The sequence below is a fragment of the Flavobacterium sp. ABG genome, from assembly GCF_001027725.1.
GTDB classification, from domain to species: Bacteria; Bacteroidota; Bacteroidia; order Flavobacteriales; family Flavobacteriaceae; genus Flavobacterium; species Flavobacterium cupriresistens.
The window spans coordinates 21,794-34,964 of sequence record NZ_LEKS01000014.1 but is presented as its reverse complement, the minus strand read 5'-3'; the positions used below and the strand labels follow the sequence as shown (position 1 = coordinate 34,964).

Genomic DNA, 13,171 nt, shown 5'->3' with positions numbered 1-13,171 from the left:
CTGATTCGGATTCCTTATTTTAATGAGTATCTGACAGCATTGTTTTTTATTGACACTTTTGGAGCTTGATTGTTTATTTGATAAAAAATAAACAATTGTTAATTAATTCTTAAGGTTAAGGGCTTTTATGTGACTCCTCTCAAAATTAATAAAAAAAAAGAAAAGTTTTACAAATGACAAAATATTTCTTTTTTGTTATATTTAGTTCAATTTGTTTTCATGTAACTAATTGGTTTTTAGTTTGTTGTTTGTTTTGGTGTAAGAATTTTTTGTAGAGGTTGAAATTTGAAGAATAAACCTAAAAATAAAGACTGATAAGAGAGGTTATCACTTAAAATTCCTGTTTTGTAGCCTTTTTTGTTTAATCTTTCGGTTTGCTTTTATGATCTTTTGCAATACCATCGTGGTTCAGTTGGGGCTAAAAAAAAACTGCAAATGGTGAATTTGCAGTTTTCTGGTTTTTTATAGAAGAAGTTATTTCGTTTGCACTTTAATCCATTGCAGGACTTCGTTCATTGCAATTGGTGATAAGGTTTGTTCGATTTTTGAATATTCATCGGGAGAACCCGTTTGACATTCCTGAAACAGGTGATTTAAATTTGGGATCTCTTTTATAGTTACCTTTTTGTTGCCCCCTTTTGCAAGTGCCTTTTGAATGATTTCTAAATTTTCTTTAGGAGCGACCTGTAAATCTTTCTCTCCGTTTAAGGCCAAAACTGGGCACTTCACTTTTTCTAATACCGGTTCGGGATTGTATCTTAAAAAATAAGCCATCCATGGATTTGTTACTTGAGCAACTCGTAAATTGACATAATCTTCTAAGGTCATACTTCCGGGTTTGTCCGGATTATTTTGGGATACTTCGGTTAGATAAGTTGTTAGTTGCGTTTTTAATTCCTGCGGGTCCTTATATTTATTTACAATCTCAAAAGTTTTTTGATTGATGATTTTTGTTCTTTCAATGTCAGAATCAAAAGCTCCTCCTACTTTTGCTATTAATTTTTGCTGTAGTAGAAGCAATTGATCGCCTTGTAATCCGGGCCCTGCCATCAACACGATAAAAGCAATGTCTTTGGACTTACTGGCTAGCATAGGAGCGATTAACCCGCCTTCGCTATGTCCCACTAATCCTATTTTCTTTTTATTGATCTCTTTTCGGGAAAGCAAAAATTGAACTCCGGCTTCTACATCTGTAGAAAAATCTAATGAAGTTCCCGTTTTAAAATCTCCTTTTGAAGCCGCAGTCCCTCGGTCGTCAAAGCGTAAAACAGCAATGCCATTTTTAGTTAAGTAATCCGATAATACCAGAAAAGGTTTGTGCCCCAGTAGTTCTTCGTCTCTGTTTTGTGGTCCACTTCCGCTGATTAAAATTACAGCAGGAAATACGCCTTCTTTTTTCGGTAATGTCAAAGTTCCGGCTAAATTTATTCCGGCTGACTTGTTTTCAAAAACAACATCTTCGCTATAATATGGAAATGGTTTTACGGGTTCCTGAGGACGCACGAGCTTTTCTTTTTCAATTTTTTCTTTGGATAAATTCAATGGAAAAGATTGTCCGCCTTGTTTAAAAATTCCTGTAATAGTATTGTCTTTGCCTAAAACACCTTCATACTCAATTCGGAAATTAGCTAAGGCAATTTTCAAAGTCGAATTTTCATAGCTGGTTGAGGTGGTAGGGATGCCGATTGCTTTTTGATCCGGACTGTCCATAGTGGAGCTAAATCCGTTCTCGGTTTTGTTTACATTAAAAATAACGGTTAATTGTGTTCCCTGCACTTTTAAAATTCCGTTCCACTGCCCGGTGATATCTTGCGCAAAAACAGTTGTTATGCTACTAAAAGCAAGTAATAATAGAAGTAATTTCTTCATGATTTAATAAGATGGTTTTATGGTTGGTTTTATAAGAACACGAATTTACAGTAAAGTAATATAGGAGCGGTATATTTTTTAATACAATTTAGAAGAGATCAAGTCCAAAAGTTGTGGAGTAATTTTTAGAAATTCTCTTTTGTTAGAAGTAGCACATCTTATACTTTTTCATCGTAGTTTTTTAAGTCTTATTTTTCCAACTTCTCGCTTTAACGCTCTCGCAAAGACGCTAAGCCGCAAAGTTTTTTATTTATTTTAAGCTTTACCTTTCTGTTTTCCACTTTCTCACTTTGGGGCTCTCGATATATCATGGAGTCACAATTTTTTTTCTACTTTTTAATTAAAACTTTGCGACTCTGCGACTTTGCGAGATTTTCACTTCCCCGCAACTTTTGAATTTGATCCCTTTAAAAGTAGTAAAGCATCACTATTTTCTTAAAAAGTCGCATACATAAGCAATCGTTTGAACGCATAAATTGAAGGAACTGCCGGAAAATAGAGATTAATTCGTCTCTTGAATTCATTTGATAATTCTTGAAATTCCCGGTCTTTCAGGCGTTCCTGATAAACCGTGAGTGCAGAGCCCGAAATAAAGTCAAAAAAGGAATCCTGCTGAGTTGAAATCAACGGATATACTTTTTGGTATAAAACCAAATTTTTCCCGCCATTATCAAAAAGGATTTTGGCATATTGATCCAAAGTCAAAACCGGAGAAGGACGTGTCCAATGATTTAAATAAGAAGCATAAGGATCTTCCTGTACTAAATCCAGTAAAATTTTGTTCAATACATTTTCCGTTTGCTGTGGCATTTGTACGGCTAATTGTCCGCCTGAGTTAATACGGGATATTATTTTGGTGAAAAGTTCCTCATGATGATCGACCCACTGTAAAGCAGCATTCGAAAAGATCAAATCCCATTTAGTTTCCTGTTCCAGTTGTTCTGAAATAGAAAATTGTCTGAATAGTATATTTTCCTGATGAGGTGCTTTTGCCAGCATTTCAGCAGAAGAGTCGATTCCAAGTACAACAGGATCCGTAAGTTGATTAGACAGTTTTTGGGTTAATTCACCGGTACCGCAACCTAAATCAATAACTTTGAGATTGGGTCTGTCAACGATATGGCTGGTGAGGTCTCCAAATGGTTTGTAACGGTCTTCTTTAAATTCGTTGTATTTGCTTGGATCCCAGGTCATGTGCTTTCTATTTAAGATGTTAAACTAAAATACGAATTAAATTGTATTAGGGAAAGGGCTATTGAAATCAAAGTTGTTATTTTTTTAGAAGAGCTAGCTGCCTGCGTTTGATTTTTATTTTTTTTTGTATAATATCGCGCTACTATTAAGGTAAGGGCTATAAAAAATGACGCACGCAGATTTTGCAGATTTTAGCAGATAAAAACAAAAAAAATCTGCCAAATCTCCAAAATCTGCGTGAAAAAAAACGCAAAAATTATGATTTAAAGACTTAGAAACTGATCTCTAGAAAAAGAAGTCCTAAATAATTTAAGAATATGTATCTAACTTGTGGTTTTTTATAAGTAAACCGGAAGTTGTAGAAGAATTAGCAATTGCCGACAATCTAAAATTAGCAATTTCAAATCTTAAATCCAAGATTTCCAAAAAAAGTATATCTTTAACCAACCAAAAATTAGAATAATGCAAGAAGACAACCAAGAACATTTTAAAAGAGAACTCGGATTATTAGATGGAACCATGCTTGTGGTAGGTTCTATGATCGGGTCAGGAATTTTTATAGTAAGTGCTGATATTACCAGACAAGTAGGTTCTGCCGGATGGCTGACACTGATTTGGCTGCTTTCAGGATTAATTACAGTTATTGCAGCTGTGAGTTATGGCGAATTAAGCGCCATGTTTCCAAAAGCCGGAGGACAGTATGTGTACCTGAAAGAAGCATACAACAAATTGATTGCGTTTCTGTACGGCTGGAGCTTTTTTGCTGTCATACAAACCGGAACAATTGCTGCGGTAGGAGTAGCTTTCTCCAAGTTTGCCGCTTATCTTTATGAACCTTTGAGTGACGAAAACGTATTGTTTACATTGGGGGCTTTTAAACTCAATGCAGCTCAGATTGTTTCGATTTTCACGATTATTTTATTGACGTATATTAATAGCCGTGGCGTAAAAAACGGAAAGATTCTGCAAACGGTTCTTACGATTATCAAAATTTTATCCTTGCTGGGCTTAATCGTTTTTGGATTAACGCTGGCTGCGAAAGCTTCGGTTTGGGATGCCAACTGGGCGGATGCCTGGACAACACGTGCTTATAATGCCGAAACAGGTTCATGGCTTCCGATTGGTGGAACGACTTTGATTACCGGTATCTCTGCGGCGATGGTAGGATCTTTATTTTCAAGTGATGCTTGGAATGGAGTGACTTTTATTGCAGGAGAAATTAAAAACCCAAAACGTAATGTTGGTTTCAGTTTGTTTCTTGGAACTTTTATAGTGACGATTATTTATGTGTTAACCAATTTGATGTATCTGGCTGTAATTCCGCTTAACGAAATTGCAACAGCAAAATCAGATCGTGTAGCCGTTGTAGCTTCAGATTATATTTTTGGAGATATCGGAACATTGATTATCGCAATCATGATTATGATCTCGACTTTTGCCTGCAACAACGGATTGATTATGGCCGGTGCAAGAGTTTATTATACGATGGCAAATGATGGTCTGTTCTTTAAAAAAGCAGCTGTTCTAAACGAATCCAGTGTTCCGGAATGGGCACTTTGGGCGCAATGTTTCTGGGCTTCGGCTTTGTGTTTGACAGGCAAATACGGAGATTTATTGGACTTCGTAATCATCATCGTTTTGATTTTTTATATTTTAACGATTTACGGAATCTTTGTCCTACGCAGAAAAATGCCAGACGTAGAGCGACCTTATAAAGCGTTTGGATATCCGTTTTTACCACTGCTCTATATTGTAATTGCGACTGCCATTTGTATTTCGCTATTAATCACGAAATTCTCAACCTGTGGCTGGGGAATCTTGATTATGTTAATTGGAATTCCGGTGTATTATTTAACGAAACCTAAAGAGGTTTAGCTAGGAGTTGCTTAGGTTCTGAGATGCTGAGATGCTGAGTTTTTTTGTTTCAGGTTTGAAGTTTCAAGTTTGAAGTTTCAGGTTTCAGGTTTCAAGTGGAAGACTTTGCGATTTTGCGTCTTTGCGAGAAATTTAATCGCAAGGTTCGCAAAGGGTTTGCGCAAAGTGCGCAAGGCTTTTTTTAAGGAGCGCAATTTTTTGTTCGCAAAGACACAAAGCTTTTACCTCTGCAGCTCAGAATCTTAGAATCTTAGAACCTCAGTACCTTAGAAACTAAAAAAAAACGACACTACTTTAAGAAAAGATAGTGTCGTTTAAATCAAATGATCAATTGTCGCAGTAGTTTAAACTACTTCAGGCTCAACAGACGATTTTATTGTTGAATTAATAATAGACATTGTAAAAGGATCCATTTCGCCGGAGAAAAAAGCATCCAATACATTCTGAAATATAGGATTCGTATTTTCTACCAGGAAAAAAAGTGTCATGCAAGAACGCAATTTGCGAGCGTCTAAGTCTCCCAAAATAGCTTCGGCAGATTTTCTATTATACGTTAATAATAGTTCTGAAATTTCGATAAGGTGTTTTCCTAATATAGGATGCTCCAGAAAATCAGCAGCTTCTTTCAGGTCGTTAATGGCATAATAATTTGCAGTATCGCTCTTGCCTAATCCTTTGATTTGAGGGAAGATAAACCACATCCAGTGGGTTTCTTTTTTCCCTTTGTTAATCTCAGAAAGAGCAGTAAGATAAAGTTTGTTTTGCGCATCTAAAAAGCGCATTAAATCATTGTTTGAATAAGCCATTTTGGTATTTTATTTATAAAAAAAAGGGTTGCAAAAGTACAAAAAAAATCGGGTTTATCTAGTAAAAGCTTCATACAGTGTGCGTTTTAACTTTTGAAGGAAGGTATCTCTTACGCTAATGCACGTGTAAAAAAGCCTGTTATTTACTTTATTGGGTCATAATCATCACTTTCGGAAGGTTCTTCTAAAAGTCAGATTGATTCGAGGTAATACGTTTTTGGCTGTCTTGGGAACCTGATGTTGCCAAAAACTATTTGTGGTTCCCGCCATCAATAAAAAAGAACCATGATGTAATGGAATTTCCACCTGACCAATGTCTTTTCTAAACTTATGACGCAAGCGAAACATTCTGGTATCTCCAAATGTCACTGATGCAATAATTGGATTTGAACCGGTATGGTGTTCTTTATCACTGTGCCAGGCAACGCTGTCGTTACCGTTTCGATACAAGTTAAGGAGCAGACTATTAAAGTCAAGTTGGGTTTCTTTTTCTACCCGGCTTCTGATGCTCAATAAATCATAAGACCAGTCCGGACCTTTTGGGTCTGCGCCCTTATTCTCTTTATCCTCATACCAGGCAATCATTCTGGGTGCCGTAACGGTTTTATCAAACATTTCCATTTCATATTCTCTCCATTTGGTTTGATGAAGCAGTTTTTCATAATATTGATCCGATTCTTCTTTGCTGAAAAAATTATCAATCAGAATCAGTTCGCAGTCAGGCAGGTCAAATACGGTTTTTCCGCGAAGGCCTGAAGTAAATAATTCGGTATCGTTAAATAGTGTCATGACTCAATTTTTTAAGATAAAGCTTGTTTGGAGAACTGTTTGTTAAATAGAATTTTATTCGGGTGCTTTTCTGCGTAAGCAAAAATTAAATGCATAATGTATTGATTGCTTTTGTAAGGTGTAACATAATTTTTGACTTCTGATGGTTCTGTAATGGAAGCATCTGAAGGAATATATCCCATACCATAAAAATGCCCTTTTTCAACCCAGATACAACTGCGCTCGTCAGTAGACCTGCCTTTGTCTATAATGGCGAAACTGGGTCTTTGATTTAATAAAAAATCAATTGCATTGTCGACTTGTTCGTTGTGCAGTGAGACGTCAGGGGAGTCTTCAATGTCATTATTTTGAAAAACCACACCCTCTTCAGGTTTTGAATATTTACAAAAGCGCTGGTCGATTTTAAATTGTTCGGATAAACTTCTCAATAAGTTGATGGCATCATAAAGGCTGTTAAATTCATGAGTACAAACCTGAAATTTGTTGACTTTACCGATTGCTAAATATTTATAACCATTTCGGGCTTCATACTGATAAAGGCCATATTTGGGTTCAAAACGTTTTAATGCCCGATTGTAGGTGGGCCATAATTGTTTGATTTCGGTACATTCTAAAAGCAACGCCATTAATTCAGTAGCACAAATTTCAAAAGAAATCCCGTAAATATCCCGCAGGAAATTTTGCCTTTGCGAATTAATGTTATGCCCACTGAAATGAGAAGCAACACGTTTTTTTATGTTCACGGCTTTACCTACATAAATGACTTTTTTTACCTGATTATAAAAATAATAGACTCCCGGTTTTTCCGGTAATTGAGTAAAATCGTCGGGAGGCAGATTAGGAGGCAAACGTTGGTCTTGTGCCGTTTTTAGAATCATTTTTTCTATTTCTCCGGCATCGTCCCATTCAAGTAATAAAGAAAATAAAAGGGCAGTAGCATCTGCATCTCCACCGGCGCGATGCCTGTTTTCTATAACTATATCTAATGAATTACAAAGATTGCCCAAACTATACGAACCCAATCCGGGTTTGATTTTTCGTGCTGCGCGAACAGTGCATAGCTTTCTTGCTGTCCATTTGAATCCCGCTTGTTCAAGTTGGTGTCGTATAAACGAATAATCAAAGTTGACATTGTGTGCCACGAATATACGATCAGTAAGCATTTCCAGTACTTTATCTGAAATAGCATCGAAGACAGGTGCATTGGCGACCATTTCGTTATTGATTCCGGTTAATCCAAAAATGGCATCTGGTATTTCTCTTTCCGGATTTACAAGTGTTTCATAACGGTCGATTACATTTATACCGTCATGAATAACGATGGCAATTTCTGTAATGCGGCTGCCACTGGCATTACCGCCGGTGGTTTCGATATCTACTATGGCATATTCCTGCTTTTTCATTTTTATAAAACGTAAATTCTTCTTGTGTTATTTAGATGTTTAATACGTGGCGCTATGTTTATTTGAATAAATGAGCGTTACAAAGACTATGTTTTTATCTGTTAAAAAATAATGGTTTTTCTGTTTTAAAATTTCATTCGATGTCGCGGCAAATGGATTTCATGTTCCTGTGGATAAGGTTTTCGATGCGTATTACTGACATCTTCCTTAATTTGATTTTGAGTTTTAAACTGATGTTCTTTCGAATCGCTATAACGCGGATCAGGAATAAAAGGCATTTTAGCCATTTTGTTAATGGTAATAGTCGGAAAGTGATAATCAACTTCTACAGTACCTAATAACAAATAACAGCCGCCGCCCTGAAACGGATATTGTATCAGACTATCCGGGAAATGTGCCGTATCAAAATAAGTTCCCTCATTGTCCACCCAGGTTCCAAAATACATGGCTCCTTTTTTAGTGGGTACGTGTTTTCTTGAAATTAAATACGCCAACATTCGGACTTGTTTTTTATGATGAACCACAAGATCTTTGGCCATGACATCACCACGATATTTGGTTTGCAATAAATCAAAAGGAGAACAGGAGACGGGGAAACTCAGCAGCTCTATTTCATCAAAAGCATCTTCAAAAAAAGAACGTTCCAAAGTCGGAAGTTTGTATTCTTTGGCTGGTTCCTGCAAGAGCATCAGACTTCTGTTTTCGGGTTTGAAATTGGTTAAAAGCAGACTGGCTACAACCAGAAGCTGATTTTTGGTTTTTCCTGTAAAGCGAAAAGCACCAATAAAAATCAAAATTTTAATACCTTCCAAACCAATTGGAATGCGATTGATGAAATCCTCCAAAGAGGCAAAATCGCCATTTTTAGCACGATCGGATATGATGAGTAAGGTTATTTTTGATTCTAAACGCTCCAGATGCATAAAACCTAAATAAACAGCAGTGCCATATAAAGTGGTTTGGTAATCGCTTTTGTTGACACAAGGATTCTCAATCGTTGCTCCCGACATACGTGTTTCGTGTACATAAACTTCGGTTCTGTAAAAACCACCCTGATTGTTGATTACCGCCACCATAAATTCGATAGGGTAATTAACCTTCAAATACAAACTCTGATAACTTTCTACGGCATAAGAAGCGGAGTGTGCTTTACAAAAAGAATAACCCGCAAAAGATTCAATCTGACGGTAAATTTCTTCACTAAGCGCCTGAGGATGCCCTTTTTGGGCACAACAGGCAAAGAAATTGTCTTTTACTTTTTGTAACGCTGTTTTAGATCTGCCTTTACCGGACATGGCACGACGTAGGATATCTCCGTCGGCAGCAGGAAGACCTCCGTAATGCAGGGCGATTTTAATCACATCTTCCTGATATACCATAATGCCGTAGGTTTCTCCGAGCTGCTCTTTAAAGACCTCATGAAAATAGTCAAACTGATTGGGGTGATTGTGGCGAAAAATATATTCTTTCATCATTCCGGATTGTGCTACACCGGGGCGAATAATAGAGGAAGCGGCCACCAGAATTTTATACGTATCACAATTCAAACGGCGCAATAAGCCTCGCATGGCGGGACTTTCAATATAAAAACAGCCAATGGTTTTTCCTTGAGCCAGATAGGTATTGCAAACGGCTTCGTCTTTAGAAATAGCAGTGTTGCGAATATCAACTTTAATGCCTCTGTTTTTTTCAATAAGTTTCACACTGTCATCAATATGACCAATACCGCGCTGGCTTAGAATATCAAATTTTTCAAAGCCAATATCTTCCGCTGTATGCATGTCAAAAAGAACAATGGGGAATCCTTTTGGAGGCATTTCCAGAGGCGTGTAGTTCGTTATCGGTTCTTCGGATACGATAATGCCGCAGGAGTGCATGCTGCGTTGATTGGGATATTTTTCGAGAAGCATACCATATTCCTGCACGAGTTTTACAATTGAATTTGGTTCGTGCAGATTCATTGGATTTTTAGTAAGTTTGTCAAGTTCTTCTTTTGGAAGACCAAATACTTTACCCACTTCGCGAAAGATAGAGCGGTATTTGAATTCGACATTGGTCCCACAAAAAGCCACATGATCCCTGCCGTATTTATCGAATATATAGTGAAGAATGGTGTCGCGTTCTTTCCAGCTCCAATCGATATCAAAATCGGGAGGGCTTTTACGGTTGAGGTTTAAAAAGCGTTCAAAATAAAGATCTAATTCTATCGGGCAGATATCTGTAATGCCTAAACAATAAGCAATAATACTATTGGCACCGCTACCACGGCCAATGTGCATAAAACCCTGACTGTTGCTGTATTGTATGATATCCCAGGTAATTAAAAAATAACCGCTAAACTCCAGTTCGTCAATTACTTTGAGCTCTTTTTCGATGCGTGATTTTGCCAAAGTATGATTTTCGCCATAGCGCCAAATCAATCCTTTTTGCGCCAGCTCCGTTAGTAAAGCAAAGTCGGTCTTGCGATCAGTAGTAAAAAACTTTTTATTTTTTGGAGTTTTAAATTCGTAGGTGAAATTACATTCGTCAATAACCCTTTGTGTATTGGCAATAATTTCCGGATAATCGTCATAAGCGGATAAAAGGGACGAAAGTGGAAGCATTACTTCAGAAGTGCTGCAATAATCCGTTTCGGTAAGTTTAGACAGTATGTTGTTGGTGTCTATGGCACGTAAAATTTTATGAAGATTAAATTCTTTTTTGGTTTGAAAAGTTACGGGCTGTAAAACAACCATTTTTTGGATTTTAGTTTTCCATTCTTTAAGAAAAAGCTTTGGTAAATCTTCAGGTCGAATTCCGATAAATTCATTTTCACGAAGAACAGCAGGTGCATTTTCTAAAGGATAGATAAGAAAGACAGCTTCAAATTCGGGTGCAATTTGAGGCAGTGTTTCTCCGCTGAAATTATGTGCCGTCAAAAACCGATTCATTTCTGCAAGACCGTCTGCATTTTTTGCCAGACCAATATAACGCAATTGATGTTGTGAACGAAATTCGATACCAATTAAAGGTTTTATACCTTTTGGTTCACAGCCTTTTATAAAATCATAAATTCCGGTGACAGTATTAATGTCGGTAAGTGCCATGGCTTTTACATTGCATTCGACCGCCTGCTCAAGGAGTTTCTCAAGAGAAATGGTGCCATAACGCAGCGAATGAAAAGAATGACAGTTGAGATACATTAGAGGTGGCGTTTTAGAATTTCATTTTTAGTGTTGGGTTTAATAGACGCTCCGGCGCAACGCATAACGGCATCAAAACCATAGCGGCTTTTCATTTTATCCATAGCGGCATACAAAGACAACATTTCCTGAGTGTCTTCAAAAAGATCAATTTGATAGGTACCGCGAACGAGTCCGCTAAAGCGAATGCCAATCAAGCGAAGACGCATACGACGCTGATAAACTTTATCGAATAGATCGTTTACGTTTTTATTTAAAATATGATCTGCTGATGTGTACGCAATTTTGCATTGCTTGGTCTCGGTGTCAAAATTGGCGTAACGTATTTTAACCGTAATTGTAGAGGTTAACCATTGTTCAGAACGGAGTTGAAAAGCCAGTTTTTCGACCATTCCCATCAGTATTCTTCTCAATTTTGGAATATCGATCGTGTCCTGAGAAAAAGTATGTTCGGTAGAAATCGATTTTCGTTCAGAATAAGGTTCTACCGGAGTATTGTCAATGCCATTTGCTTTTTTCCAGATGTCCAGACCATTTTTTCCGATCATGCGCTGTAGTACTTCGGCAGGCATTTCGGAGAGGGTTTGTATCGTGCGAATTCCGATTCGGGATAAGAGCTGAAAAGTTACATTACCAACCATCGGTATTTTCTGAATCGATAATGGATTTAAAAAGGCTTGTACTTCATGTTCCGGAATTTCTAAATTTCCTTTTGGTTTGCCTTCTCCGGTTGCAATTTTAGAGACGGTTTTATTGACAGATAAAGAAAAACTAATGGGAAGTCCTGTTTCTTTATTGACCGCTTGCGCCAGTTCATTCGTCCATTTATAACTTCCGTGAAAACGATCCATACCGGTGATATCAAGATAAAATTCATCGATACTGGCTTTTTCCATAATGGGCGCCTTTTCCTGAATTACCTGAGTAACATTATGTGATAATTGAGAATACAATTCCATATCCCCTTTGATGATTTTGGCTTGTGGACAGAGTTTCATCGCCATGTAAATGGGCATGGCAGAACGAACTCCGAAATGACGTGCTTCATAGGAGCAGGAAGCAACCACACCACGGTCACCGCCACCGATAATTAGCGGAATACCTTCTAATTGAGAATTGGTGAGCCTTTCGCAGGACACAAAAAAAGTGTCCAAATCCATGTGTACAATTGCCCGTGCCATTTTTTTGTTTTTGAATAAGACAAAATTAGTACAGGTTGTAACAAAAATGATTATATTTGTTGTTCCAAATTATAACAAAATAAATTATGTCTTTATTTTCAGATAATATCAGGGCCCTACGGGTAAAGCATAAAATTTCGCAGGAGAAACTTGCAGAAAACCTTTGTATCACTAGAGGAAGATATGTTAAATATGAAGACGGAACTTCTGAAGCGCCGTACGATATTTTAAAGCTGATTGCTTTATATTTTCATACCAGTATTGATTTGTTATTGTCTGTTGATATCCGCAAAATTGATATTGAAAATTTGATAAAACTGGAAGGCAACCGACTTATTTTACCCATTCAGGTGGATCATTTTGGAGAAAATTATATCGAAATTGTCACCCAAAAAGCCAAGGCTGGTTATTTAAACGGTTATTCAGATCCGGAGTATATCGAAAATTTGCAACAGATTTCATTGCCTTTTTTGGGTCCTGGAAAACACAGAGGATTTCCGGTAGAAGGAGATTCGATGCCGCCACATGAAGACGGAAGTATTATCATTGGTCGATATGTAGAAAGGCTGGGAGAGGTGTTGGATGGAAAAACCTATATCCTGATTACAAAAAATGAAGGTATGGTGTACAAACGGCTGAATAAAAACAAAAAAAATGCATTGGTTTTAGAATCCGATAATCGTTTTTATCCCAATTATGAAGTCAAAGCTTCTGATATTTTGGAAATTTGGGAATACGAATGCAATATTGGCCGCAGCGATAAACGTCATGAATTAACAGAAACTCAGAGTATGAAAGAATTGCTTTTGGAGGTGAAACGGGAAGTCATGGAGATTAAAAGTAATACTCTGAGTGGGAGTTAAAGTTTTAGG

9 protein-coding genes are annotated in these 13,171 nt (G+C 37.2%); 2 read left to right on the top strand and 7 right to left on the bottom strand.

The genetic code is table 11. The features are described 5' to 3' along the window. Positions 1-474 precede the first annotated feature (474 nt). Together AB674_RS14895 and AB674_RS14890 are read right to left on the bottom strand one after the other, a co-directional pair. Positions 475-1,869: an alpha/beta hydrolase family protein gene (locus AB674_RS14895; protein WP_047777884.1), complete on the bottom strand. Its 1,395-nt coding sequence runs from the start codon at positions 1,867-1,869 to the stop codon at positions 475-477. Positions 1,870-2,304: 435 nt separating this feature from the next. Further along, positions 2,305-3,063 (bottom strand): methyltransferase domain-containing protein, encoded by a 759-nt coding sequence (locus AB674_RS14890; RefSeq protein ID WP_047777882.1) that lies wholly within the window; start codon positions 3,061-3,063, stop codon positions 2,305-2,307. Positions 3,064-3,525: 462 nt separating this feature from the next. On the opposite strand from AB674_RS14890, the gene AB674_RS14885 reads away from it, so the two are divergent. Next, positions 3,526-4,938 carry an APC family permease gene (locus tag AB674_RS14885; protein ID WP_047777881.1) on the top strand — a complete coding sequence of 471 codons (1,413 nt, stop codon included), beginning with the start codon at positions 3,526-3,528 and terminating at the stop codon, positions 4,936-4,938. Positions 4,939-5,282: 344 nt separating this feature from the next. On the opposite strand, the gene AB674_RS14880 is transcribed toward AB674_RS14885, so the two are convergent. The 5 genes from AB674_RS14880 to dinB all read right to left on the bottom strand — a co-directional run bounded on the left by AB674_RS14880 (position 5,283) and on the right by dinB (position 12,299). Then, a complete protein-coding gene (locus tag AB674_RS14880; protein ID WP_047777879.1) occupies positions 5,283-5,744 on the bottom strand; it encodes a DUF1810 domain-containing protein in 462 nt (153 codons plus the stop codon). Between the two features lie 165 nt (positions 5,745-5,909). Next, a complete protein-coding gene (locus AB674_RS14875) occupies positions 5,910-6,533 on the bottom strand; it encodes an alpha-ketoglutarate-dependent dioxygenase AlkB family protein (protein WP_047777878.1) in 624 nt (207 codons plus the stop codon). Positions 6,534-6,544: 11 nt separating this feature from the next. Then, on the bottom strand, positions 6,545-7,936 hold the full coding sequence (locus AB674_RS14870) for an exonuclease domain-containing protein (RefSeq protein ID WP_047777876.1): 1,392 nt from the start codon (positions 7,934-7,936) through the stop codon (positions 6,545-6,547). A gap of 125 nt (positions 7,937-8,061) precedes the next feature. Further along, complete coding sequence (locus tag AB674_RS14865; protein WP_047777874.1) at positions 8,062-11,118, bottom strand: DNA polymerase III subunit alpha; 3,057 nt, start codon at positions 11,116-11,118, stop codon at positions 8,062-8,064. Then, complete coding sequence (dinB, locus tag AB674_RS14860) at positions 11,118-12,299, bottom strand: DNA polymerase IV (protein WP_047777872.1); 1,182 nt, start codon at positions 12,297-12,299, stop codon at positions 11,118-11,120. The genes AB674_RS14865 and dinB overlap by 1 nt, the downstream gene beginning before the upstream one ends. An 86-nt stretch (positions 12,300-12,385) precedes the next feature. Between dinB and AB674_RS14855 the strand changes: the two genes are divergently transcribed. Beyond that, positions 12,386-13,162, top strand: coding sequence for an XRE family transcriptional regulator (locus tag AB674_RS14855; RefSeq protein ID WP_047777870.1), 777 nt, complete (start codon positions 12,386-12,388; stop codon positions 13,160-13,162). Positions 13,163-13,171 lie beyond the last annotated feature (9 nt).

Excerpts from the sequence above, each read along its gene's own strand:
- AB674_RS14895 (WP_047777884.1), bottom strand. The coding sequence starts at position 1,869 with ATGAAGAAATTACTTCTATTATTACTTGCTTTTAGTAGCATAACAACT.
- AB674_RS14890 (WP_047777882.1), bottom strand. The coding sequence starts at position 3,063 with ATGACCTGGGATCCAAGCAAATACAACGAATTTAAAGAAGACCGTTAC.
- AB674_RS14885 (WP_047777881.1), top strand. The coding sequence starts at position 3,526 with ATGCAAGAAGACAACCAAGAACATTTTAAAAGAGAACTCGGATTATTA.
- AB674_RS14880 (WP_047777879.1), bottom strand. The coding sequence starts at position 5,744 with ATGGCTTATTCAAACAATGATTTAATGCGCTTTTTAGATGCGCAAAAC.
- AB674_RS14875 (WP_047777878.1), bottom strand. The coding sequence starts at position 6,533 with ATGACACTATTTAACGATACCGAATTATTTACTTCAGGCCTTCGCGGA.
- AB674_RS14870 (WP_047777876.1), bottom strand. The coding sequence starts at position 7,936 with ATGAAAAAGCAGGAATATGCCATAGTAGATATCGAAACCACCGGCGGT.
- AB674_RS14865 (WP_047777874.1), bottom strand. The coding sequence starts at position 11,118 with ATGTATCTCAACTGTCATTCTTTTCATTCGCTGCGTTATGGCACCATT.
- dinB (WP_047777872.1), bottom strand. The coding sequence starts at position 12,299 with ATGGCACGGGCAATTGTACACATGGATTTGGACACTTTTTTTGTGTCC.
- AB674_RS14855 (WP_047777870.1), top strand. The coding sequence starts at position 12,386 with ATGTCTTTATTTTCAGATAATATCAGGGCCCTACGGGTAAAGCATAAA.